Origin of the sequence: Pseudomonas izuensis (genome assembly GCF_002356535.2) — a bacterium.
In the GTDB taxonomy this organism is placed as follows: Bacteria; Pseudomonadota; Gammaproteobacteria; order Pseudomonadales; family Pseudomonadaceae; genus Aquipseudomonas; species Aquipseudomonas izuensis.
The window spans coordinates 5,933,757-5,956,235 of sequence record NZ_AP017423.2 but is presented as its reverse complement, the minus strand read 5'-3'; the positions used below and the strand labels follow the sequence as shown (position 1 = coordinate 5,956,235).

At 60.4% G+C, this 22,479-nt stretch carries 21 protein-coding genes; 11 read left to right on the top strand and 10 right to left on the bottom strand.

All coding sequences use genetic code 11. The features are described 5' to 3' along the window. The first annotated feature begins 49 nt into the window (after window positions 1-49). Together yedA and rhlE1 are read left to right on the top strand one after the other, a co-directional pair. On the top strand, window positions 50-991 hold the full coding sequence (gene yedA / locus LAB08_RS26625; RefSeq protein WP_096514967.1) for a drug/metabolite exporter YedA: 942 nt from the start codon (window positions 50-52) through the stop codon (window positions 989-991). A 55-nt stretch (window positions 992-1,046) separates the two neighbouring features. After that, window positions 1,047-2,384 carry an RNA helicase RhlE1 gene (rhlE1, locus tag LAB08_RS26620; protein ID WP_096514969.1) on the top strand — a complete coding sequence of 446 codons (1,338 nt, stop codon included), beginning with the start codon at window positions 1,047-1,049 and terminating at the stop codon, window positions 2,382-2,384. Window positions 2,385-2,499: 115 nt separating this feature from the next. On the opposite strand, the gene LAB08_RS26615 is transcribed toward rhlE1, so the two are convergent. Further along, a complete protein-coding gene (locus LAB08_RS26615; RefSeq protein ID WP_096514971.1) occupies window positions 2,500-3,741 on the bottom strand; it encodes a TIGR03862 family flavoprotein in 1,242 nt (413 codons plus the stop codon). A 280-nt stretch (window positions 3,742-4,021) separates the two neighbouring features. After that, window positions 4,022-4,942, bottom strand: coding sequence for a histone deacetylase family protein (locus LAB08_RS26610; protein ID WP_096514973.1), 921 nt, complete (start codon window positions 4,940-4,942; stop codon window positions 4,022-4,024). A gap of 93 nt (window positions 4,943-5,035) precedes the next feature. On the opposite strand from LAB08_RS26610, the gene LAB08_RS26605 reads away from it, so the two are divergent. The 3 genes from LAB08_RS26605 (at window position 5,036) to LAB08_RS26595 (ending at window position 7,171) form a co-directional block, all read left to right on the top strand. Further along, window positions 5,036-5,605: a GNAT family N-acetyltransferase gene (locus tag LAB08_RS26605; RefSeq protein WP_096514975.1), complete on the top strand. Its 570-nt coding sequence runs from the start codon at window positions 5,036-5,038 to the stop codon at window positions 5,603-5,605. 106 nt (window positions 5,606-5,711) lie between these two features. Next, the gene (tesB, locus tag LAB08_RS26600) at window positions 5,712-6,581 is read left to right on the top strand and encodes an acyl-CoA thioesterase II (protein ID WP_096514977.1); all 870 of its coding nucleotides are present in this window, start codon (window positions 5,712-5,714) and stop codon (window positions 6,579-6,581) included. After that, window positions 6,578-7,171, top strand: a complete 594-nt coding sequence (locus LAB08_RS26595) for an HAD family hydrolase (RefSeq protein WP_096514979.1) — start codon at window positions 6,578-6,580, stop codon at window positions 7,169-7,171. Before tesB ends, LAB08_RS26595 begins: the two co-directional genes overlap by 4 nt. 138 nt (window positions 7,172-7,309) lie before the next feature. Here LAB08_RS26595 and LAB08_RS26590 read toward each other — a convergent pair whose 3' ends face one another. From LAB08_RS26590 to LAB08_RS26575, 4 genes are all read right to left on the bottom strand, one after another. After that, window positions 7,310-8,278, bottom strand: coding sequence for an alpha/beta fold hydrolase (locus tag LAB08_RS26590; RefSeq protein WP_096514981.1), 969 nt, complete (start codon window positions 8,276-8,278; stop codon window positions 7,310-7,312). Continuing rightward, window positions 8,279-9,172, bottom strand: a complete 894-nt coding sequence (gene ypfJ, locus LAB08_RS26585; RefSeq protein WP_096514983.1) for a KPN_02809 family neutral zinc metallopeptidase — start codon at window positions 9,170-9,172, stop codon at window positions 8,279-8,281. Window positions 9,173-9,320: 148 nt separating this feature from the next. Further along, window positions 9,321-10,190, bottom strand: coding sequence for a KPN_02809 family neutral zinc metallopeptidase (ypfJ, locus tag LAB08_RS26580; RefSeq protein WP_096514985.1), 870 nt, complete (start codon window positions 10,188-10,190; stop codon window positions 9,321-9,323). Between the two features lie 117 nt (window positions 10,191-10,307). Next, window positions 10,308-12,056 carry an FAD-dependent oxidoreductase gene (locus tag LAB08_RS26575; protein WP_096514987.1) on the bottom strand — a complete coding sequence of 583 codons (1,749 nt, stop codon included), beginning with the start codon at window positions 12,054-12,056 and terminating at the stop codon, window positions 10,308-10,310. A 174-nt stretch (window positions 12,057-12,230) separates the two neighbouring features. Between LAB08_RS26575 and LAB08_RS26570 the strand changes: the two genes are divergently transcribed. The 3 genes from LAB08_RS26570 (at window position 12,231) to LAB08_RS26560 (ending at window position 15,044) form a co-directional block, all read left to right on the top strand. Further along, window positions 12,231-13,007, top strand: a complete 777-nt coding sequence (locus LAB08_RS26570) for an IclR family transcriptional regulator (protein WP_096514989.1) — start codon at window positions 12,231-12,233, stop codon at window positions 13,005-13,007. Between the two features lie 229 nt (window positions 13,008-13,236). Then, a complete protein-coding gene (locus LAB08_RS26565; protein ID WP_096514991.1) occupies window positions 13,237-14,052 on the top strand; it encodes a sugar phosphate isomerase/epimerase family protein in 816 nt (271 codons plus the stop codon). A gap of 113 nt (window positions 14,053-14,165) precedes the next feature. Beyond that, complete coding sequence (locus LAB08_RS26560) at window positions 14,166-15,044, top strand: DMT family transporter (RefSeq protein WP_096514993.1); 879 nt, start codon at window positions 14,166-14,168, stop codon at window positions 15,042-15,044. 122 nt (window positions 15,045-15,166) lie between these two features. Here the strand turns inward: LAB08_RS26560 and LAB08_RS26555 are convergent, their stop codons facing one another. Further along, complete coding sequence (locus LAB08_RS26555; RefSeq protein ID WP_096514994.1) at window positions 15,167-16,504, bottom strand: MFS transporter; 1,338 nt, start codon at window positions 16,502-16,504, stop codon at window positions 15,167-15,169. Between the two features lie 514 nt (window positions 16,505-17,018). Between LAB08_RS26555 and quiC the strand changes: the two genes are divergently transcribed. Both quiC and LAB08_RS26545 read left to right on the top strand, forming a co-directional pair. Further along, window positions 17,019-18,920 (top strand): 3-dehydroshikimate dehydratase QuiC, encoded by a 1,902-nt coding sequence (gene quiC, locus LAB08_RS26550; RefSeq protein ID WP_096514996.1) that lies wholly within the window; start codon window positions 17,019-17,021, stop codon window positions 18,918-18,920. A 102-nt stretch (window positions 18,921-19,022) separates the two neighbouring features. After that, a complete protein-coding gene (locus LAB08_RS26545; protein WP_096514998.1) occupies window positions 19,023-19,697 on the top strand; it encodes a TetR/AcrR family transcriptional regulator in 675 nt (224 codons plus the stop codon). Between the two features lie 101 nt (window positions 19,698-19,798). On the opposite strand, the gene LAB08_RS26540 is transcribed toward LAB08_RS26545, so the two are convergent. The 3 genes from LAB08_RS26540 to LAB08_RS26530 form a co-directional block, all read right to left on the bottom strand. Continuing rightward, window positions 19,799-20,662, bottom strand: a complete 864-nt coding sequence (locus LAB08_RS26540; protein WP_436799339.1) for a shikimate dehydrogenase — start codon at window positions 20,660-20,662, stop codon at window positions 19,799-19,801. Beyond that, window positions 20,659-21,099, bottom strand: a complete 441-nt coding sequence (aroQ, locus tag LAB08_RS26535; RefSeq protein WP_096515000.1) for a type II 3-dehydroquinate dehydratase — start codon at window positions 21,097-21,099, stop codon at window positions 20,659-20,661. The genes LAB08_RS26540 and aroQ overlap by 4 nt, the downstream gene beginning before the upstream one ends. Window positions 21,100-21,237: 138 nt before the next feature. Beyond that, window positions 21,238-22,149 (bottom strand): LysR family transcriptional regulator, encoded by a 912-nt coding sequence (locus LAB08_RS26530; protein ID WP_096515002.1) that lies wholly within the window; start codon window positions 22,147-22,149, stop codon window positions 21,238-21,240. Between the two features lie 120 nt (window positions 22,150-22,269). Here LAB08_RS26530 and LAB08_RS26525 point away from each other — a divergent pair, with 120 nt between their 5' ends. After that, window positions 22,270-22,476 carry a tautomerase family protein gene (locus LAB08_RS26525; RefSeq protein ID WP_096515004.1) on the top strand — a complete coding sequence of 69 codons (207 nt, stop codon included), beginning with the start codon at window positions 22,270-22,272 and terminating at the stop codon, window positions 22,474-22,476. Window positions 22,477-22,479: the final 3 nt, after the last annotated feature.

Genomic DNA, 22,479 nt, shown 5'->3' with positions numbered 1-22,479 from the left:
AGCCTTTCTAGAATAGCCGTTCACTTGTACTGCCTGTGAGCTGCCCATCATGTCCGGCCTACGTCGCTTTCCCTTACCGTTGATCGCTGCCTTTTTCGCCTTGTACGTGATCTGGGGTTCGACTTACCTGGTCATCCGCATCGGCGTGGAGTATTGGCCGCCATTGTTGCTTGCCGGTATCCGCTTCGTAATCGCCGGCACCTTGATGTACGCCTTCCTGCGTTGGAGGGGCGCGCCGGCACCGACCTGGGGGCAATGGAAAGCCGCCGGCATCATTGGCGTATTGCTGCTGGCGTGCGGTAACGGTGCGGTCAGCGTGGCCGAGCACACGGGCGTGGCCTCCGGGGTCGCGGCCCTGGCAGTCGCGACGGTGCCGCTGTTTACCTTGCTCTGTGGCTATTTCTGGGGGGCGCGTAATACCCGTCTTGAATGGGCCGGGATTGTGCTGGGGATGGTTGGCATTGCCATGCTCAACCTCGGTTCCAACCTGCAATCAAGCCCCTTGGGCGCTGCCTTGCTGATTTTTGCCGCGGCCACCTGGGCGTTCGGTTCGGTCTGGAGCAAACACTTGCCGTTGCCTCAGGGCGCCATGGCCAGTGCCGTGGAAATGCTGGTGGGGGGCGTGGTGTTGCTGATCGGCAGCGCGATCAGCGGCGAACACCTGGACAAGGTTCCGCCGATCGAAGGCTGGGCCGCGTTGGCGTACCTGACCGTGTTCGGTTCGATCATCGCCTTCAACGCCTACATGTACCTGTTGAAACACGTGCGTCCGGCGGCGGCCACCAGTTATGCCTACGTCAACCCGGCGGTGGCGGTGTTGCTGGGGATCGTGTTTGTCGGCGAGACCATTGGTATCGAAGAAGCACTGGCGATGCTGGTGATCATCAGCGCCGTGGTATTGATCGGCCTGCCACAGTGGCGCCGTACGCCCGAGCAACCGGTGGCGAAGGTCGTGCCGAAGGTGGTGCCGACTGAATCCCGTGTGAATTAGGGTAAACTGCGCGCCATTGCATCTTGTCCGCGCTGAATTTTCCTACGGTATTCCCATGACTTTCGCCACCCTTGGCCTGATCGAACCCTTGCTGCGCTCTCTCGAGAAGCTCGGCTACCAGACGCCGACGCCGGTTCAGGCGCAAGCCATTCCAGCGGTGCTGGCCGGTCGCGACCTGATGGCCGCCGCCCAGACCGGTACTGGCAAGACCGCCGGTTTCGCCTTGCCGCTCCTGCAACTGCTGGCCATGGAAGGGCCGAAAGTCACCGCCAACTCGGTGCGTGCACTGATCCTGGTGCCGACCCGCGAATTGGCCGAGCAGGTTCATGAAGCCGTGCGTCAGTACGCCGAGAACCTGCCGTTGCGCACCTATGCGGTGTACGGCGGTGTCAGCATCAACCCGCAAATGATGAAGCTGCGCAGCGGCGTAGACCTGCTGGTCGCGACCCCGGGCCGTTTGCTCGACCTGTTTCGCCAGAACGCGCTGAAGTTCAACCAGTTGCAAACCCTGGTACTGGACGAAGCCGACCGCATGCTGGATCTGGGCTTCTCTGAAGAGCTGGCGAACATCTACAAGGCGTTGCCGAAAAAGCGTCAGACCCTGCTGTTCTCCGCGACGTTCTCCGATGACATCCGCCTGCTGGCCGGGCAGATGCTCAACGATCCGTTGAGCATCGAAGTCAGCCCGCGCAACGTGGCGGCCAACACCGTCAAGCAGTGGGTGGTGACGGTGGACAAGAAGCGCAAGCCGGAACTGTTCGTGCATTTGATGCGCAAGGGCAAGTGGAAGCAGGTACTGGTGTTCGCCAAGACCCGCAACGGCGTGGACGCGCTGGTGGAAAAACTCCAGGGCCTGGGCATCAACGCCGACGGCATCCACGGCGACAAACCCCAGGCGACCCGTCAGCGTGCACTGGACCGTTTCAAGGCCAGCGACGTGCAGATTCTGGTGGCCACCGATGTCGCGGCCCGTGGCCTGGATATCGAAGACCTGCCGCTGGTGGTCAATTTCGACTTGCCGATCGTGGCTGAGGACTACATCCACCGGATCGGTCGTACCGGGCGTGCGGGATCGACCGGTGAGGCGATTTCCCTTGTATGCGCCGATGAAGTGAATCTTCTGTCGGCCATCGAGATGTTGACCCGCCAGACTTTGAAGCGTCAGAACGAACCGGACTTCGAACCCGAGCACCGGGTGCCGGATACGGATGCGAGTGGTCAGGTCGTGAAAAAGCCGAAGAAACCGAAGAAGCCGAAGGCTTCCGGTGGTGGCGGCAAGCGTAATCTTGGGAAGTGGGTCGATAGCGGCGAGGTTTCGGCGCCAGAGCCTTCGGTCAAGCCTGTGCGTAAAGTGCCGGTGTTCAATACCGGACCGCGCAAGCGTAAACCTTGATTAGCTGCGGCGTCCGTTAGGCCGCTTTCGCGAGCAGGCTCGCTCCCACAGTGGATCTTCGTATGGCGCAGATCAATGTGGGAGCGAGCCTGCTCGCGAAGGGTGCGCCGCGGTCTCAGACCTTGCGCTGCAACCACTCAATCATCCCCAACCCCGCTGCCCGCCCGCTGGCGAAACATGCAGTCAGCAGATAACCCCCCGTCGGCGCTTCCCAGTCGAGCATTTCCCCCGCGCAGAACACGCCAGGCAGTTGCTTGAGCATCAAGCGTTCGTCCATCGATTCGAATTTCACGCCGCCTGCGCTGCTGATGGCCTCGTCCAATGGCCGGGTTTTTACCAATGTCAGTGGAAGGGCTTTGATGGCCTTGGCCAGCAGCGCCATGTCGGCGAAACAGTTGGCGGTTGTCAGCTCTCTCAATAGCGCAGCTTTCACCCCGTCGATTCCCAACTGACTGTGCAGATGCTTGGCCATCGAGCGCGAGCCGCGCGGTTTGCTCAGCGCGGCCTGGACTTTATCCACAGGCCGGCCCGGTAACAGATCAAGATGGATGGTCGCCGAGCCGTGCAGGTTGATCGCCTCGCGGATCGGTGCCGACAGGGCGTAGATCAGGCTGCCTTCAATACCCGTCGCGGTGATCACACATTCGCCCAATCGTGGAATGTCGTCGTTCAAACCGATGGCAATGTTTTTCAGTGGGGCGCCGGCGAATTTGCTGACCATCAATTCGCTCCAGGCCTGCACCTCGAAGCCGCAATTGCTCGGTTGCAATGGCGCCAGTCCGACACCGTGCTGCTCCAGTGGCAGCCTCCACGCACCGTCCGAGCCCAGGCGCGCCCAGCTTGCGCCACCGAGGGCGAGCAGGGTGGCGTCTGCCTGGACGGTTTTTTCGCCGTCGGGGCTGTCGATGCGCAAACCACCGGACTCATCCCAACCGAGCCAACGATGGCGGGTGTGGATGACGACGCCAGCTTCTCGCAGGCGCTTGAGCCAGGCACGCAGCAAAGGCGCGGCTTTCATGTCAGTCGGGAAGACCCTGCCGGAGCTGCCGATAAAGGTTTCGATACCCAGGTCATGAATCCACTGGCACAACGCATCAGCACCGAAGCCTCGTAGCAACGGTGCAATCTGCGGCGCACGTTCGGCGTAGCGCGAGAGGAAAGCGGGGTAGGCTTCGGAGTGGGTGATGTTCATGCCGCCGACGCCGGCCAGGAGGAATTTTCGCCCCACCGAAGGCATGCCATCGTACAGGTCAACCTTGATCCCGGCCCCGCTCAACACTTCAGCAGCCATCAGGCCGGCGGGGCCGCCGCCGATGATGGCGACGCGGGAAGGGGCGGAGGTCGGGGATTGGGTCATGGAGTGCGCTGCGGTTTTGGCGAATGAAGCCGGGCATTCTACCAGCCCGGCCCCTTGTGGGAGCGAGCCTGCTCGCGAAAGCGGTGTGTCAGATACATCTTCGTTGGATGTGCTGCCGTCTTCGCGAGCAGGCTCGCTCCCACAGGGTACTTCGTTGGTTTGGGAGCTGGTTAAAAAACAATCGCCGCTCTGTAGCCCATGATCTGCAAGGGCTGTAGTCCCTTTCACTCAGGTTATCCACAGGCAGCTCCACAGGCATTGTGGGTAAAGCATCCACAACTCAATGACAACCTGATGATTGCCAGACCCGCTGTGCGCTGTGATGGAGGATGCCGTGCCGTCGCGCAAGGGCCTGGCGGTCCTTGCTGTAGCCGCCACCGATCACCCCGACCACCGGAATATCGCGGCCCAGGCAATGGCGCATCACGCTTTCATCGCGGGCGGCCAGACCCTGATCGGTCAGTTTCAGGTAACCCAGCGCGTCATCTTTATGCACATCGACGCCCGCGTCGTACAGCACCAGATCCGGTTGGTAGAGCGGCAGCAGGTAGTTGAGCGCATCGTCGACGACCTTCAGGTAATCGGCATCGCCCATGCCGTTGGGCAACGGGATGTCCCAGTCACTTTCGGCCTTGCGTGCAGGAAAATTCTTCTCGCAATGCAGGGAGACGGTCACCGCTTGCGGGGTGTTGTGCAGGATTCGTGCAGTGCCATCGCCCTGATGCACATCGCAATCGAAGATCAACACCCGATTCACCCGGCCACTTTCCAGCAGGAAATGGCTGATCACGGCCAGGTCATTGAAGATGCAGAACCCGGCAGGATGATCGTAATGCGCGTGGTGGGTGCCGCCCGCCAAGTGGCAGGCCAGGCCATGTTCCAGCGCCTGCTCGGCCGCCAGCAACGAACCGCCCACCGCCCGCACCGTGCGTCGGGCCAGCGCTTCGCTCCAGGGCAGGCCAAGGCGTCGTTGATCCTCACGGGACAATTCACCCCCCATATAGCGTTCGATATACGAAGGGTCATGGGCGAGGGCCAGAATCTCCGGCGGGCACAGTTCCGGACGCAGAAGGTCGGCGTCACGGGTCAGGCCGCTTTCCACCAGGTGATCGCGCAGCAGGCGAAACTTGTCCATGGGGAAGCGGTGATCCGCTGGAAACTCGGGACTGTAGTCTTCGTGATAGATCAGCGGCAGGGGCATGACTGATTTGTCTATAAGGTGTACTGGAGTGAGTGAAGGATCCTACCAGCGTTGTAGACTTGCGACATCCATGCGGAGGGGGGGCGGGGGACGATGGAGCCGATACTGAAACTCGAGAGCGCGCGACTGTTGATGCGCCAATGGCGCGACGAGGATTTGCCGGATTTCGCGGCGATGTGTGCCGACCCGCAGGTCATGCGCTATTTTCCGGCGCCCTTGAGTCGACTGGAAAGTGCTTCATTGATCGGGCGAATCAGAGGCCATTTTGCCGAGCACGGGTTTGGTCTGTGGGCACTGGAGCGCAAGGACACCGGGCAATTCATCGGCTTTACAGGCCTCGGTGTGGTCGGTTTCGACACGCCGTTCACCCCGGCCATCGAGATCGGCTGGCGTCTTGCGCGCGAGCACTGGGGGCTTGGCTACGCCAGCGAAGCCGCCTGGACCGCTCTGCGCTGCGCCTTTGACCGCCTGCCGGTGAACGAGGTCGTCTCGTTCACCGCTGACAGCAACCTGCCATCGCAAAAAGTCATGCAGGCCATCGGTATGCACCATGACCCTGCCGATGACTTCGAACACCCGAAACTCGCCGTCGATCATCCCCTGCGTCATCACGTGCTGTATCGAATCAGCCGTGAACAATGGCTGCAAACCTTGCATGGATAACCTGGCCCGGACGTTTACAATGGCCCTCATGTTGGCCCGGGCCAGAAACTGAATTGACCGACGCAGCCAGAACTGCGCGGCATTGCGTTGTGTGAGGAGAGTCTGAATGAGCCAAGTGTTGGATGATCTGGTGGACCTGCTGACCCTGGAGCCGATCGAAGAAAACCTGTTCCGCGGTCGCAGCCAGGACCTGGGCTTTCGTCAGTTGTTCGGCGGTCAGGTGCTCGGCCAGTCGCTGTCGGCGGCCAGTCAGACCGTCGAAGAGACGCGCCACGTGCATTCGATGCACGGTTATTTCCTGCGCCCGGGCGATGCCGGGTTGCCGGTGGTGTATCAGGTGGACCGGGTTCGCGATGGCGGCAGTTTCAGCACGCGCCGGGTGACGGCGATCCAGAAGGGACACCCGATCTTTACCTGCAGCGCCTCGTTCCAGTACGACGAAGAGGGCTTCCAGCACCAGAGCCAGATGCCGCAAGTGGTCGGTCCGGAAAACCTGCCATCGGAACTGGAGCTCACCCAGCAGCGCGCGCACTTGATTCCGGAGAAAATGCGCGAAAAGCTGCTGTGCCCGAAACCGATCGAGTTTCGGCCAATCACCGAGAAAGACCCCTACAACCCGCAACCCTCCGATCCGATCAAGCACGTCTGGTTTCGCGCCGACGGTGCCTTGGCCGACTCCCCGGCGCTGCACAAATACTTGCTGGCCTACGCTTCGGACTTCGGCCTGCTGACCACCTCGATGCAACCCCATGGCAAATCCGTCTGGCACAAGGACATGCAGGTCGCCAGCCTCGACCATGCGCTGTGGTTCCACGCCGACCTGCGTGCCGATGACTGGTTGCTGTACGTCATGGACAGTCCGTGGGCCGGCAACTCTCGCGGGTTCTGCCGTGGCAGCGTGTTCAACCGTGCCGGGCAACTGGTGGCCTCGGTCACTCAGGAAGGCCTGATTCGCCATCGCAAGGATTGGGCATGAGTCTGGCCGAGGTGCGCCATTGGGTGTTCGACATGGACGGCACCCTGACGGTGGCTGTGCATGACTTCGCGGCGATTCGCGTGGCCTTGGCGATCCCGGCCGAACACGACATCCTGACTCACCTCGCCGCGTTACCGGCCGATGAAGCCGCGGCCAAACACGCGTGGTTGCTGGAACACGAGCGGGACCTGGCGCTGGGCTCGAAGCCGGCACCGGGTGCCGTGGAACTGGTGCGTGAGCTGGCCGGGCGCGGGTATCGCCTGGGCATTCTCACGCGCAATGCCCGTGAGCTGGCGCACGTCACGCTAGAGGCCATCGGCCTGTCCGACTGCTTCGCGGTGGGGGATGTGCTCGGTCGCGATGAAGCGCCGCCAAAACCGCATCCCGGTGGTTTGCTGAAACTGGCGCAGGCCTGGGGCGTGCCGACGAGCGAGATGGTGATGGTCGGCGATTACCGCTTCGATCTGGATTGTGGTCGAGCGGCGGGCGCGCGGACGGTGTTGGTGAATTTGCCGGATAATCCGTGGCCGGATTTGGCGGATTGGCATGCGGCGGATTGTGTTGAGTTGAGGAAGATGATTTCGGCTTGAGGGCAGTGTTGTCCAATCCGACGCCATCGCGAGCAGGCTCGCTCCCACAGTTGATCGCATTCCATTGTGGGAGCGAGCCTGCTCGCGAGGCGATCTACTTGATTCACCGCGTTGACTGAATCGCTGGCAAGCCAGTTCCTACGGGAACAGTGCTTTTTGCCCCTCGGGCGACGTAAACATCCCATCCCCGTCATGCCCGACCCCGGGTACTTCAATCAGCTGCTGATGCAACCCTTGCGGTTTCAGCCGTTTCAGATAATTGAAGTAGAAGCGCCCGCGAGCCAATCGATACGGGCCTTGAGCCTTGGCCTCGCAGCTTTTATCCAGTGCCGGATGATTCGGGTCGATGTCTTGCTGGCCCAGCAGGTAAACGGTGTCGCGCTTGAGGTATTTTTCCTGCAATTGCGCGGCAGTTTGTCCTTCGGCATAGGCGGGTAAATCCGTCAGTCCGTATTTCCAGCGATTGAAGCCCGGGCAACCGGCGTGGTTGAAGGCCACTGGCCGGCGCTCATCGAGATACGCGTAGGAAGACGGATTGGCGATCACGTAGCGCACCCGTACACCGGCGGCCTCCAGAGCGGGCTGGTCGTGGCCCAGCAAGGCGTAGCGCTGGACCACCTGAGCGCCACCGGAGTGACCGGCGACGACGATTTGCTTCACGTCCGGAAACTGCTGGCGATTACCCAGGCGGGCAATGATTTCGTCCAGTGCCTCGTACGAACTCAAGCGAAACGGCGCGGTGGACTCGCCGCCGGCCATCCATTCGTTGCCTTGCCAGCGCAAGACCGTGTCGGCCACCGGGTGCAGCGCGACGTCGGTTTCATTGAGAAATTGCGGGGCGATCACCAGCGTCGTTGCGTTTTGGCCGGCCAGTTCGACCGCGTGCTCGCCGCTCTGCAGGTAGGTTTGCGCATTGCGCAGGCGACCGTGGACGATGATCAATACCCGTTCGATTTTTGCCGGGGCGGGGCCGAGACCTACCGCCATCTCGCCTGATTTCAACAACAGGCGGCCGGGACTGAGCTCTTTGACGCCATGCTCGGCAGCCCAGGTATTTGTGCAAAGGTTTGCGCAAGTGAACAACAACACCAACAACCATTTTTTCATTTACAGATTTTTCGCCGCGAAGGTATCGCACTGGCCGACCTGGCCCTGGGCGAATCCGGTTTTGAACCAGCGCACCCGTTGCGCCGACGTACCATGGGTAAACGAGTCCGGCACCACTCGGCCCTGACCCTGTTGCTGCAGTCGATCGTCGCCGATGGCGTTGGCGGCGTTCAGTGCTTCTTCGATGTCGCCCGGCTCCAGCCAGTTCAGACGCTTTTGCGCATTGTTGGCCCAGACTCCGGCCAGGCAATCGGCCTGCAATTCCTGACGGACCAGCAAGCCGCCGTCACCTTCCATCTGCCGGCCTTGCTGGCGGGCTGCCTGAATCTTCGCGGACACGCCGAGCAAGGTCTGAACATGGTGTCCGACTTCATGAGCGATCACGTAGGCCTGGGCGAAGTCGCCAGCGGCGGAAAAGCGCTGTGACATCTCCTGGAAGAACGCCATGTCCAGGTACACTTTCTGGTCTGCCGGGCAGTAAAACGGACCGGTCGCCGACGTGGCCAGGCCACAGGCGGAATTGACCCGATTGCTGAACAGCACCAGGGTCGGGTCCTTATATTGACGGCCGGCCTGCTGGAAAATCTGCCGCCAGGTATCTTCGGTATCGCCCAGGATCGAGCGAACGAACTCCGCCCCTTCGTCAGTGGCCGGTGGCGCCTTGCGGGTCTGATGGGTGGCCGGTGCCGATTGCTCGCCCATTTGCCCGGTCAGTTGCCCAAGAATCTGCATCGGGTCCTGGCCGGTGATCCAGCCGATCCCGACAATCAGAAGAATGGCCGTCAGGCTCAGGCCCTTGCCGCCACCGAAGCGCATCCCGCCGCCACCGCCGCCGACATCATCGCCACGGGCATCGACCACGTTGTCGCTGCGTCGGCCTTTTTTCCATAGCATGTGGGAATCCTCTTCTGTTCTGGGTAAAGCTCCGTGCGATGAGTGTTGCTGCTCAGTGGGAGCGGCGCCAGTCCGGTCGTCAGACAGCCTTGTGCGGCGGCGGTTCTGTGCATGGCGTGACATTAGAGGTTTCGTTGACGGGCGGGTCCTACAGATCTACTGCGGTGAAGGTATCGCAAGTGTCCGTGCGGCCGGTTTCAAAACCGGTTTTGAACCAGTTCACGCGCTGCTGTGAGGTACCGTGGCTGAACGTCTCTGGCTTGACGACGGCATTTTTGGAGCGCTGCAGGTTGTCGTCACCAAACACTGTTGCCGCATGCAATGCCGCTTCGATATCGCCAGCTTCCAGCCAGTCCAGGCGCCGTTGTGCATGGTGTGCCCAGACGCCGGCCAGGCAATCGGCCTGCAACTCCCCGCGCACCTCCAGGCCTCCATCACCGGTGACGGTTTGCTGGTCCAGCAAGGCCTCTTCAAGCGGCTCCGACATTCCCAGTACCAATTGGACGTGATGCCCGACTTCGTGAGCGATGATATAGGCCCGTGCGAAGTCTCCGACCACTGAAAACTGCTGCTCGAGCCTCGTGAAGTAATCGAGATCGAGATACACCTGTAGGTTGCTTGGGCAATAAAAGGGACCACTGACCGAGCTGGCGAACCCACACCCGGTGTCCACGTATTTTTCAAACAACGTCAGCGAGGGCTTCGGGTAGCGCCTTCCCGATTGCTCAAAAAGTTGTTTCCAGGTGTCTTCGGTTTCGCCCAGTACCGATTGGACAAACTTCAATTGCAGGTCTTCGGCGGTCTCGATCGCGAGGGGAGCGGCGGATGGGGTCGCTATGTTCGAGGGTGCAAGGGGAATGTCGCCGGATGGGGTGTCGAGTGTGGAGTAAAGCCCTGCGGCTGCCAGAGCAGTCGCGGCCAGCCCGACACTCAGTGTTTTCCCTGTGAGCGTGCGGGCATCCTTGCCCTTGCGAGTGTCGTTTACGTTGTCGCTGCGTCTTGCCTTGTTCCATAACATGTTTGCGGTCTCTCATGGATTGATGGGGCGGGTATCGCCGTCTCCATGAATAACCGCACAGGCAAAAGGGTGTGGGAGAAATGTGTAAGAGTTAGTGAGGTCGTGGCCATTTCCCGGTTACTGGTCGAACGCATCCCCCGCCGGCGCGAAGTCCGGGCTGATTCCTGCGATGTGGCGTGCGGCGATGTAGCCGAAGGTCAGTGCCGGGCCGATGTTGATGCCGCCGGCGGGGTAGTGCCCGCCCATGATGCTGGCCATGTCGCCGCCCGCCGCGTACAGCCCTGCGATGGCCCGGCCCGAGTCATCCAGGACCTGGGCATGTTCGTTGACCTTTAGTCCGGCGAAGGTGCCAAAGCAGCCTGGCTCGACCTTCACGGCATAGAACGGTCCCTGTTCGATCGGCGCGACGCACGGGTTCGGTTGCTGTAATGCGTCACCCTGTTTGCGGTTGTAGGGTGTCGAGCCACGGCCGAATTGCGGGTCTTCGCCGTTGCGTGCATGCCGGTTGTAGTCCGACACGGTAGTACGCAAGCCGCTTGGGTCGATGCCGCAGGCTGTCGCCAGTTCCTCGAGTGTGTTGCCGGTTTTCAGATAGCCACTGCGGATGAAGGATGACAGCGGCACGGGAAACGGCCGAGAGATGCCCAAGCCGTAGCGCCGTTGAAAAGCATGGCTGCAGATCAGCCAGGAGGCGACCTCTTCACCCTCTGGCGCGGCGGCGACCATGGCCGTCACGTAGTCGTAGTAGCCGTTGGCTTCGTTGACGAAACGTTGGCCGTTGCTCAGTACGCCGATGATTCCCGGTTTGCCGCGTTCGATGATATGGGGGAAGTGGCCTGTGCTGCCGTCGCTGTGTGGCACCCGGGAAACTGGCGCCCAGGCAACGGGGGACTGCATGTTGCTGTCCACGTGGGCGCCGACGCTTTCACCCAGTCGCAGGCCATCGCCGGACACACCGAGTGGCGGCAGGGCCAGGTGTTCATGACCGGTGGGTGTGCGCGGGAACAGCGCCTTGCGCCGCTCGATGTCATTGGCGAAACCACCGGCCGCCAGCACCACGGCCTTGCGTGCCTTGATCCGTATCGGTCCCTTGGCGGTGCTGACCACCGCGCCGCGCACCTGATTGCTTTCGCGCAGCAGGTCGGTGACCGGCGCCGATTCCCAGAGCAACACACCAAGGTCCTCGGCGGATTTTGCCAGGCGCGCCACCAGTGCCACGCCGTTGACCAGTTGCATCGCCCGACCCTGCAGGACGAGGTCGAGCAGGTGACGGGTAAATCGCCGGGTAACATGCCAGGCTGCCGACAGCGAACGGGTCAGATTGAGAAACGCCGTGAGGTCTGCACCGGCCATGATCGGCATGCCCATGAAGGACGTTTCCCGCATGGTTGTACGCAGGCGCTTGAGCAACTCGCCGACTTTTCGTGCGTCGTACGGCGCAGCGATCACTGAGCGTCCACCGGTACCGGCACCCGGCGTATCGCCATGAATGTCGGCAATCGCATTGCCGTCGGCGAATTGCAACGAAGTGTGTTGTTCGAAGAACGCGACCATCCGAGGGCCGGCCTCCAGGAATGCGTCGATCATCGCTGGCTGGAAATGCTCGCCCAACTCGTGTTTCAGGTAGGTGCGCGGCAACTCCACGTCTTCGACGATCCCGGCGCGACGGGCCAGGGGATTGCACGGCACCCAGGCCCAGCCACCTGACCAGGCCGTAGCGCCACCGAACACCGGGTCTTTTTCGACCACGATGACTTTCAGGCCATGGTAAGCCGCGGTCACAGCCGCCGATAAACCGGCCGCACCAGAACCGACAACGAGTACATCGCAGTCAACGTCAGGAAGAAATTGCGGCTCGGCAGGCATTTTTCGGGCTCCAGCGATTTATTGTTTTGGAATTTGATTCCGAAAAATATAAGAGGTTGATTGAATCGGGCAAGGACGATGCCCATAAAATGGGCGGTTATCGGACAGTCAGTTCCAGATTTCGTAATCCACCGGATGTCTTCTAGAATCGGCAAAATTTGCGTGGAGACGCCCATGGCCGGCAGTCAGATCGAACGTGTTTTCAGTGTGCTTGAAAGCCTTACCAGCGACCCTCGCGGCCTGCCGATGCAGACGCTGGCTGAGCAACTGGACATCCCCAAAAGCGCCACTCACCGGCTGCTCGCCGAGCTGATTCGCCTCGGCTATGTGCGCCAGAATCCGGAAAACCTGCGTTACCACTTGTCGACCAAACTGGTGGCGATGGGGTTCCGTTACCTGTCGAGCAGCGGCGCCGATATCGTGCAGCCGGTGCTCGATCGCCTGGCCCAGGAAACCGGTGAACTGGTGCGTCTGGGGGTGATCGAAGGCGAGCGGCAGACCTGGATCGCCAAGTCCCAGGGCGCTCGTTCCGGTTTGCGTTACGACCCGGACATGGGCCGTGACGCACCGTTGTTCTACACCGCATCCGGGCATGCCTGGCTGGCGTGCATGAGCGATGCCGAAGCCTTGTCACGGGTGGAGCGCCAGGCGGCGGATCGGCCGCTGGAGTTGGGACCGAATGCGCCGCGTTCAAACATCGAGCTGCTCGAGCGCCTGCGTCTGGCGCGCGAGCAAGGCTATGCGTGCGTCGAGGAAAGTTCGGCGGTGGGTACGTCGGCGATTGCCGCGGTGGTGCGTCATCCCGGTGATGGACGGGTGATCGGAGTGCTCAGCATTGCCGGGCCGAGTGCGCGGATGCCGGGGGCGCGGTTGCATGAACTGGCGCCGTTGTTGTTGGCGTTTACCGAGGAGTTATCGGCAGCGAGTGTGGCGTCGGAATTGTTCACTTAGCTGGTGGACATATACGGCTCTTGTGGGAGCGGGCTTGCCCGCGATAAGGGGCCCACATTCAACATCTATGTCGGCAGACATTCCGCTATCGCGGGCAAGCCCGCTCCCACAGGGTATGGGTTTGCCCTAAAAATGTGCGTTGATCGAACACTATCGGTGTCTACTTGTATAAGAATGTGGAACCGGGTTCTAAATTGTTGGAATTCAGTCGTCCAACAAGAGGCCGCCCATGAGTGAACGCATCTTTTCCCTCGCCAGCCTGACCGTGCTGGAGTTGTCACCGCCCGACATGGTCGAGGTGGCCGCGCGAGCTGGTTACAGCCATGTCGGTTTGCGCCTGGTGCCGGCGACGCCGCAGGAACATCATTTTCCGTTGGTGGCCGATGCTGAATTACGACGCCAGACCCTGGCGCGTCTGCGTGACACCGGCATTCGTGTGCTGGATGTAGAAATCCTGCGGCTGAAGCCGGAAACCGTCGTAGCCGAGTTCGAGAACATTCTGGCGGTCGGTGCCGAATTCGGTGCCAGCGAATTGCTGGTGGCCGGTAATGATTCTGACGAGCAACGGATGACGGAAAACTTTGCCGAACTGTGCGATCTGGCAGTGTCCTATGGCTTGCATCCGCATCTGGAGTTCATGCCCTGGACCGACGCGCGCAATCTTGAACAAGCCGTGCGCATCGTCGAGCGCGCCGGGCGCGAAAACGGTGCAGTGCTGGTGGACGCGTTCCACTTCGACCGTTCGGGTTCACGGCTGGAAGATCTGGCCAGGGTTGCGCCTTCACGTTTGCGGTATGCGCAGTTGTGTGATGTTGCCGGACAGCGACCGGCTGACATGGCCGAGATCTTGCGTCAGGCGCGCAACGAGCGACGCTTTCCCGGCGATGGTGATTGTGATTTGTCGGGATTGTTGGGTTGTTTGCCGGCTAACATTCCATTGAGCCTGGAGATTCCCACGGTACAACTGCTGGAGCAGGGTGTGAGTGGGTTGGAGCGGGCGCGGATGGCTTTGGACAGAACCCGGGAATTGTTGGCGCGGCTGTAAGCGGTGCTGCGCACCTGATCGCGGGCAAGCCATGCTCCCACAAGGATCACCTCAATTCTGTGGGAGCAAGGCTTGCCCGCGATGCTTTTGATTTTTAATGCAAAGGAAACCCAATGACCGTCAGCACCCCGCTTTCCGGCGTCAATCAGCCCTTCAAAGGGATTCTGCTGATCGTTGTCGCCACCTTCCTGTTTTCCAGCCACGACGCCATTTCGAAATACCTGTCCGGGTTCTATCCGATTGTCATGGTGGTGTGGGCCCGTTATGTGGTCCATACCCTGTTGATGGCCGGGATCTTTCTGCCGCAATCCGGGCTGCGGGTCCTGCGCACGAAGCGACCGCTGCTTCAACTGACCCGGGCATTGTGCCTGCTGGGCACCAGCCTGTTTTTCACCACCGGGTTGATGTACATCCCGTTGGCCGAGGCCACTTCGGTCAACTTCCTGGCACCGGTGCTGGTCACCGCGCTGTCGGTGCCGCTGTTGAAGGAGCGGGTGACGCGCGGGCAATGGCTGGCGGTGATTTTCGGGTTCGGCGGGGTGCTGATCATCGTTCACCCCGGTGGTGAGTTGTTCACGCCAGCGGTGTTGCTGCCGTTCTGCTCGGCGCTGTTTTTCTGCTTCTATCAGTTGCTGACACGCAAGCTCAGCGAGATCGACAGTCCGACCACCAGCAACTTTTTCGCAGGCTTGTGCAACACCCTGGTGATGAGTGCGCTGGTGCCGTTCTTCTGGCAGCTGCCGAGCCTGATGCATGGCGCAATGATGCTGGCGCTGGGGGCCTGCGGGATGACGGCGCATCTGTTCCTGACCCAGGCTTTCCGCCATGCCGCGCCAGCCTTGCTGGCGCCGTTCAGCTATTGCCAGATCGTGTTTGCCGGCCTGTTGGGCTGGTGGCTGTTTTCCCACACGCCGACCCTGACCACCGTGATCGGTATTGCTGTGATTTGCTGCAGCGGGCTGGCGGCGGCGTGGCAGCAAAGCCGCAAATAGACGCCTATGAAAAACACTGTGGGAGCGGGCTTGCCCGCGATGAGGTCGGCACACCTACATAAATGTTGGCTGAACCACCGCTATCGCGGGCAAGCCCGCTCCCACAGGGAATGATGACTTCTTTAGTCGGTAACGCTCGGAATCTTGCGCGGTGCCATGAAGTACAGCCAGGTCAGCGCGATGAAGTACATCGCCGGAATCAGGGTGAACAGCACGGTGTAGTTGTTGTTGGTGACGGTCAGGATGTGGCCGACCAACTGGGTCATGAACATCCCGCCAATCGCGGCGCACATGCCGCCGAAGCCGAACACCGTGCTCATCATGTGCTTGGGCGTGTAGTCCATCACCAGGCTCCAGATGTTCGCGGTCCAGGCCTGGTGCGCGCCGATGGCCAGGGAAATCGCGAATACCGCCACCCACAGGTTGCTGGAGCCGGCCGCCATGATCACGCCGATGATGCAGCAGGCGAACAGGAACATGGACATCAGTCGCGCCTTGATCGGGTTGACCCCGCGGCCGATCAGGAACGAAGACAGAATCCCGCCGCCCACACTGCCGAAGTCGGCGGTGAGGTAGATGATGATCAGCGGGATGCCCATCTGGGTCACGTTGATGCCCAGGTTGTATTGCTGATTGAGGAACGGTGGCAGCCAGTACAGGTAGAACCAGAACACCGGTGCGGTCATCGAATAGGCGAGGGCGAAGGCCCAAGTGCCGCGCATGCGCAGGATTCGCGAGAAGGGTACGCGGGTTTGTTCCGGTTCGACTTCGTTCTGGATGTACTCGAGTTCCGACTGTTTGACGCTCGGGTGATCTTCCGGATTGAAGTACTTCAAGGCCCAGAACAACACCCAGATGCCGCCCAGTGCCGACATGCACAGGAACGCAGCCTGCCAGCCCCAGGTGTGCAGGATCAGCGGCAGCAGCATCGGTGTGAACATCGCACCGACGTTGGTCCCGGCGTTGAAGATACCGGTAGCCACGGCGCGTTCGCCGGCCGGGAACCACAGGCGCGTGGTTTTCACGCAGGCCGGGTAGTTGGCGGCTTCGGTCAAGCCGAGAATGAAGCGACAGACCATGAAACCGACCGCCGAAGTGGCCAGACCGTGGGCGCCTGTCGCCAGGCTCCAGAGCAGCACGGCGCAGAAGAACACGCGCTTGACGCCGACCCGGTCGATCAGGCGGCCTTGCAGCACGAAACCGATGGCATAACCCACCTGAAACCAGAAGTTGATGTTGGCGTAGTCCATCGCCGTCCAGCTCATTTCCTTGGCGAGGATCGGCTGCATGACGCCGAGCGCGGCGCGGTCGATGTAGTTCAGGGTGGTGGCGAAGAACACCAGCGCCAGCATGCCCCAGCGGGTTTTGCCGACCGCCATGGCACCGCGGATTTTGTCGCCGATGCCGCCAGTGGCGGCGCTCATGGCCGGGGCCATGCGAGAGCTTTGAGTAGGATTCATCTGGGCCATCCGTTCAATGACTGACAAGCGAAGCTCGTCGAATCTTCAAGGGCACGTGATCAATCGATGCGGTGGGCGCGGGACTGATCGGCTGGTTTCGTCGACTGACGGGTTATTCAGCTAGCGGCACGGTGATGCCGGCGGTGTGCAGGGTTCGGATGGACGCCAGGCAGGGCGTAATGACGGTGGTTCGAGCGAGCAAGGCGTTGAATGAGCGCATGAGCGTATACCCGTTTTTTGAAATTTTTATGTGGTGTTCTGGGTCTTGGTTAACTGAAGCCGGCATTTGAAGACCGGACTCAATGTGGTGTTGATGTTGCGCAGCGAACAAAAAATCGTCAATTCACCAAAGTCCATTGTGTTCGATAATCGCACGCAAAACTAACCGGATAGTACACTTTGAATTGCTGTGTTGAATCGCGCAGCCAATAATTCAAACCAAGATAAACGCAATCCCCTACATAAAAGCGCGCAATGCCCTTAACAAGATTGCCTCCACCCCGGGAGTCGAAATATGCAGCGTTCCATTGCCACCGTGTCCTTGAGCGGTACCCTGCCGGAAAAACTCGAAGCCATTGCCGCCGCCGGCTTTGACGGTGTCGAGATTTTCGAGAACGACCTTCTCTACTACGACGGCAGCCCGCGGGAAATCAGGCAGATGTGCGCCGATCTCGGGATCGCCATCACCCTGTTTCAACCCTTCCGGGATTTCGAAGGTTGCCGCCGTGACCGCCTGTCGCGCAATCTGGAGCGGGCGGAGCGCAAGTTCGACCTGATGCAGGAACTGGGCACTGACCTGGTGCTGGTGTGCAGCAACGCCTCGGCCGACGCCATCGGTGATGAACAGATTCTGGTCGATGACCTGCGCCTGCTCGCCGAACACGCCGGCGCGCGTGGCCTTCGTATTGGTTATGAAGCACTGGCCTGGGGGCGGCATGTGAACACCTGGCAACAGGTGTGGAACATCGTCCGGCAGGCTGATCACCCGAACCTCGGCGTGTTGCTCGACAGCTTCCATACGCTGTCGCTCAAGGGCGATCCGAGTGCCATCGCCGAGATTCCCGGCGACAAGATCTTTTTCGTGCAAATGGCCGATGCACCGATCCTGGCCATGGACGTGCTGGAGTGGAGTCGGCACTTCCGCTGCTTCCCGGGCCAGGGCGAATTCGATTTGCCGGGCTTCCTCGCTCCGATCATCAAGAGTGGCTATACCGGACCGCTGTCGCTGGAGATCTTCAATGACGGTTTCCGCGCCGCACCGCCACGGGCCAACGCCGCCGACGGCCTGCGCTCATTGTTGTACCTGGAGGAGAAAACCCGGCAGCGTCTGGCGCAGCAAACCCAGCCATCGAACAACCTCGACATTTTGTTCGAGACACCGAAGGCCAGCGAGTACAACGGCATCGAGTTTCTCGAATTCGCCGTGGACGAAAGCCTCGGCGCCAAACTCTCCCACTGGCTGGAACGGCTGGGTTTCGTCAAGGCCGGCCAGCATCGCTCCAAGAACGTCAGCCTGCTGCGCCAGGGTGATATCAACCTGATCCTCAACGCCGAACCTTACTCGTTCGGCCACAGTTTCTTCGAGGCACACGGTCCGTCGCTGTGCGCCACCGCCGTGCGGGTCAAGGACAGTGCCAGCGCTCTGGCGCGGGCCGTGGCCTACAAAGGCCAGCCCTATCGCGGACTGGTCGGCCCCAATGAGCTGGAGCTTGCCGCGGTGCGCGCGCCGGACGGTAGCCTGATTTACCTGGTGGATCAGGAGGCCGACGTCTATGGCACCGATTTCAATCTATTGCCTGGTGCCGTGGCCCGAGGCGGCCTCAAGCGGATCGACCATATGGCCATGGCGCTGCCCGCCGACAGCCTCGACAGTTGGGTACTGTTCTACAAGAGCCTGCTGGATTTCGAGGCCGATGACGAGGTGGTTCTACCCGATCCTTATGGTCTGGTGAAAAGTCGCGCGCTGCGCAGTCGGGACAGTTCGATTCGCTTGCCGCTGAACATTTCAGAGAACCGCAACACCGCGATCTCACACGCGTTGTCGAGTTATCGCGGCTCCGGGGTGCATCACATCGCTTTCGATTGCGACGACATCTTTGCCGAAGTCAGCCGCGCGAAAGAGGCGGGTGTGCCGCTCCTGGATATTCCGCTGAACTACTATGACGACCTGGCGGCCCGGTTCGATTTCGATGACGAATTCCTGAGTGAGCTCGCTTACTACAACGTGCTTTACGACCGCGATGCCCAAGGTGGCGAATTGTTTCATGTCTACACCGAGCCATTCGAGGGGCGGTTCTTCTTCGAGATCATCCAGCGCAGGAACGGCTATGCCGGTTACGGTGCGGCCAACGTCGCGGTGCGCCTGGCGGCCATGGCGAAATCACGAAGTGGTGCCGTACGTCAGACAAAGTTGTAGGAAAATCGTAATCACGTCGACAAACCGTTGCCGCACGGCTTCCTTCACTGTGCGGCGCGGCTCATAATCGCCCACCTGTGCAGTGATGGCCGTGAGCCCGCAATGACAATGACTTCAGAACTCCCCGCAGCGCCAGTGCAACCTGTCGAACCGCGCAAGAGTCGCAAGAACAACCCGGAAAAAACCCGCGAGAATATCCTTCAAGAGGCGATTGTCGAGTTCGTTCAACAAGGTCTTTCCGGGGCGCGCGTCGATGCCATCGCCGAACGCATTCACACCTCCAAGCGCATGATCTATTACTACTTTGGCAGTAAGGAACAGCTCTACGTCGAGGTTCTGGAAAAGCTCTACGGCGATATCCGCAGCACCGAAAACCGATTGCACCTGGCCGAACTGGCCCCGGTGGAGGCGATTCGGCGGCTGGTGGAGTTCACCTTCGATCACCATGACCGCAACGTCGATTTCGTGCGCATCGTGAGCATCGAGAACATTCACAACGCCGAGTATGTGAAACGCTCCGATGCGATCAAGGCGATGAACAACACCATTCTTGATTCATTGGGCGAGATTCTGCGTCGCGGCGCCGAGCAGGGGCTGTTCCGCGCCGGTCTTGATCCATTGGATGTGCATCTGCTGATCAGTTCGTTCTGCTTCTATCGCGTGTCGAACCGCCACACCTTTGGCGAGATTTTCCAGATCGATCTGCCGGACGAAAGCATCAAGCAGCGTCATCGCGAGATGATCTGCGAGTCGGTGTTGCGCTACCTGCAGGCCTGACCTGACGAATTGCTTTTCGTAGGAGCCGGCTTGCTGGCGATGGCGTATTCAAAGACGCCATCGCCAGCAAGCCGGCTCCTACGGGTGTACTCCCGTCTATTTCAAACATTCATGCTCTGAAAATGCGCCAGCATCCGCTGGGCATCCGGCACCACGCCGCTGAATAGTTCGAACGCCTTCACCGCCTGGAACACCGCCATGTTGCCACCATCCAGCGTCCGGCAACCCAGGGCACGGGCATTGCGCAGCAGTTCGGTTTCCAGTGGGAAATAAACAATCTCCGCCACCCACAGTTGTGCTCGAAGCAACTCTACGGGCACCGGCATGCCCGGCAGTTTTTTCATGCCCATAGGTGTCGTATTCACCAGGCCGTCAGCCTCAATCAGGGTGCCAGCGAGGTCATGGCCCGCCACTGCACGGCCCTCGCCGAAATGCTGATTGAGGTTGTCCGCCAGACTCTGGGCGCGGCTCGTATCCACATCGAAAATGCTCAGCTGCTGTACGCCTTCGCTCAGTAGCGCGTGGGCTACCGCTGCGCCAGCGCCACCTGCACCCATCTGAACGACACGTTCAACGGCAACGCCCTTCAGCCCCCTGCGAAAACCCTCGGCAAACCCCAGGCAATCGGTGTTGTGGCCGATGCGTTTGCCGTCCTTCAGTACCACGGTATTGACCGCGCCAATGCCGCGGGCTTCCGGTGACAATTCGTCGAGCAACGGGATGATCGCCTGCTTGCACGGGAAGGTGATGTTCAGTCCGGTGAAGTTCATGCGCTCGGCAGCCATCAACAGGTCGGGCAGGGCGTTGCTGTCGAGTTGCAGTTGATCGAGGTCGATCAGGCGATAGAGGTAACGCAACCCTTGGGCATCGCCTTCATGTTCGTGCAGCGTCGGCGTGCGCGAAGCCTGGATGCCGGCACCGATCAGTCCTGCCAATACAGTCTGGTTCTGTTTCACGATGCTCATCCTTTCAGACGTTGGCTGAAATGCTCCAGCGCCAGGCGATAGCCGTGGCTGCCGAACCCGGCCATTACGGCAGTGGCAATGGCTGATACGAAGGAGTGATGGCGGAAAGGTTCGCGGGCGTGGACGTTGGACAGGTGGACTTCGATCACTGGCAGTTCACTGGCGATCAGGGCATCGCGGATCGCCACCGAGGTGTGTGTCCAGGCGGCGGGGTTGATCACGATCCCGGCGCATCGGCCGCGTGCGTTGTGAATCCAGTCGAGCAGTTCGCCTTCGTGGTTGGTCTGGCGAAACTCCACCGCCAGGCCAAACTCTTCGGCGGCACGGCCGCACAAGGCTGAAATGTCTGCCAGGGTTTCATGGCCGTAAGTCGCCGGTTCACGGGTGCCGAGCAGGTTCAGATTCGGGCCGTTGAGCACCAGAATGATGGGGGACATCGACGTTTCTCCACTTATTGTTTTTGGCATTGGCCAAGGGTTCGGCCTGTGGAGATAAATTGTACTAGATGGTTAATTTGGTCAATTGAAGCGGAAACTCCCCAGCGGTTTGTGTGCGGTGATCGGACGGTTTCGCTTTCAGCGTGGTAAATGCTCCACCAGAAAATCGATAAAGGCCCGCAATCGAAGGGGCATGTGACGGCTTTGCGGATAGAGCAACGTAAACGGTCGCGAGCGCCCGCCATAGGGTTTGAGCACTTCCACCAATGTGCCATCGGCCAGTTCTTTTTCGACGATAAAGCGATACGTCTGAAACAGACCGGCACCGTGTTTTGCCAGCGTCACGCCACCCAGCACATCGTCGGAACAGCTGAAGTTGCCCTCGGCCAGAATTTCGCGCTGTACGCCGTTATCATTGAACAGCCACGCGATGCGCCGACCGCTGCTGGGCAGTTCGTACTGAATGCATTCGTGCTGTTGCAGATCGTCAAGGGTTTGTGGGGTGCCGGCACGCTTGAGGTATTCAGGGCTGGCAATCATCACCAGTGCGGCGTCTTCCAGTTGCCGGGCGATCAGGCCGGAGTCAGGAATCGCGCGCACGCGGATTGCCATGTCATAGCCTTCACCGACGAAATCGATGTTGCGATTACTGATGTGCGACTCGACCTTCACCGCCGGAAAGCGGGCACGAAATTCAGGGAGCAACGGCAGGATTCGATGGTGTGCATAGGTGGTCGGAATACTGATGCGCAACGTCCCGGACGGCACTTGCTGTTGGCCCATGACTTCGCGCTGGGCCTCCACCAGCTGCGCCAATGCCTGGCGACATTCTTCGTAATAACGCCGGCCACTGTCGGTCAGGTTGACGCTGCGGGTGGTGCGCGCAAACAGCCTCACCCCCAGACGCTCCTCCATGCGTGACACCGAGCGGCTCACTGCGGCCGGCGTGACGCCCGCCACCAGCGCGGCCGCGGTGAAGCTGCCGGCCTCGGCGGCCAGGCAAAACAGCTCGATGCTGCCCAGTTGAAGATCGTCGAATTGTCGCTGCATGATTGATTACACCGGGGATCAAATTAAGTGCGTAAACCAGTATTTATCAGATGCCTGCACACAGATACAGTGAGCTTCAATTGGTAAGCCTTTCTGAATCAACCGAGCAGGAGAAGCAGCATGCCTTTCGTCAGTGTACGTATTACCCGTGACGGCGTTACCCGTGAGCAGAAAGCCCAGGTCATCGCCGAAATCACCGAGACCTTGCAGCGTGTCCTCGGCAAGCCTCCGGAGCTGACCCATATCGTGATCGAGGAAATCGACACAGATAACTGGGGGTATAAGGGCATTACCACCACTGAATATCGTAAAAATCAGCCGGGGTGATTT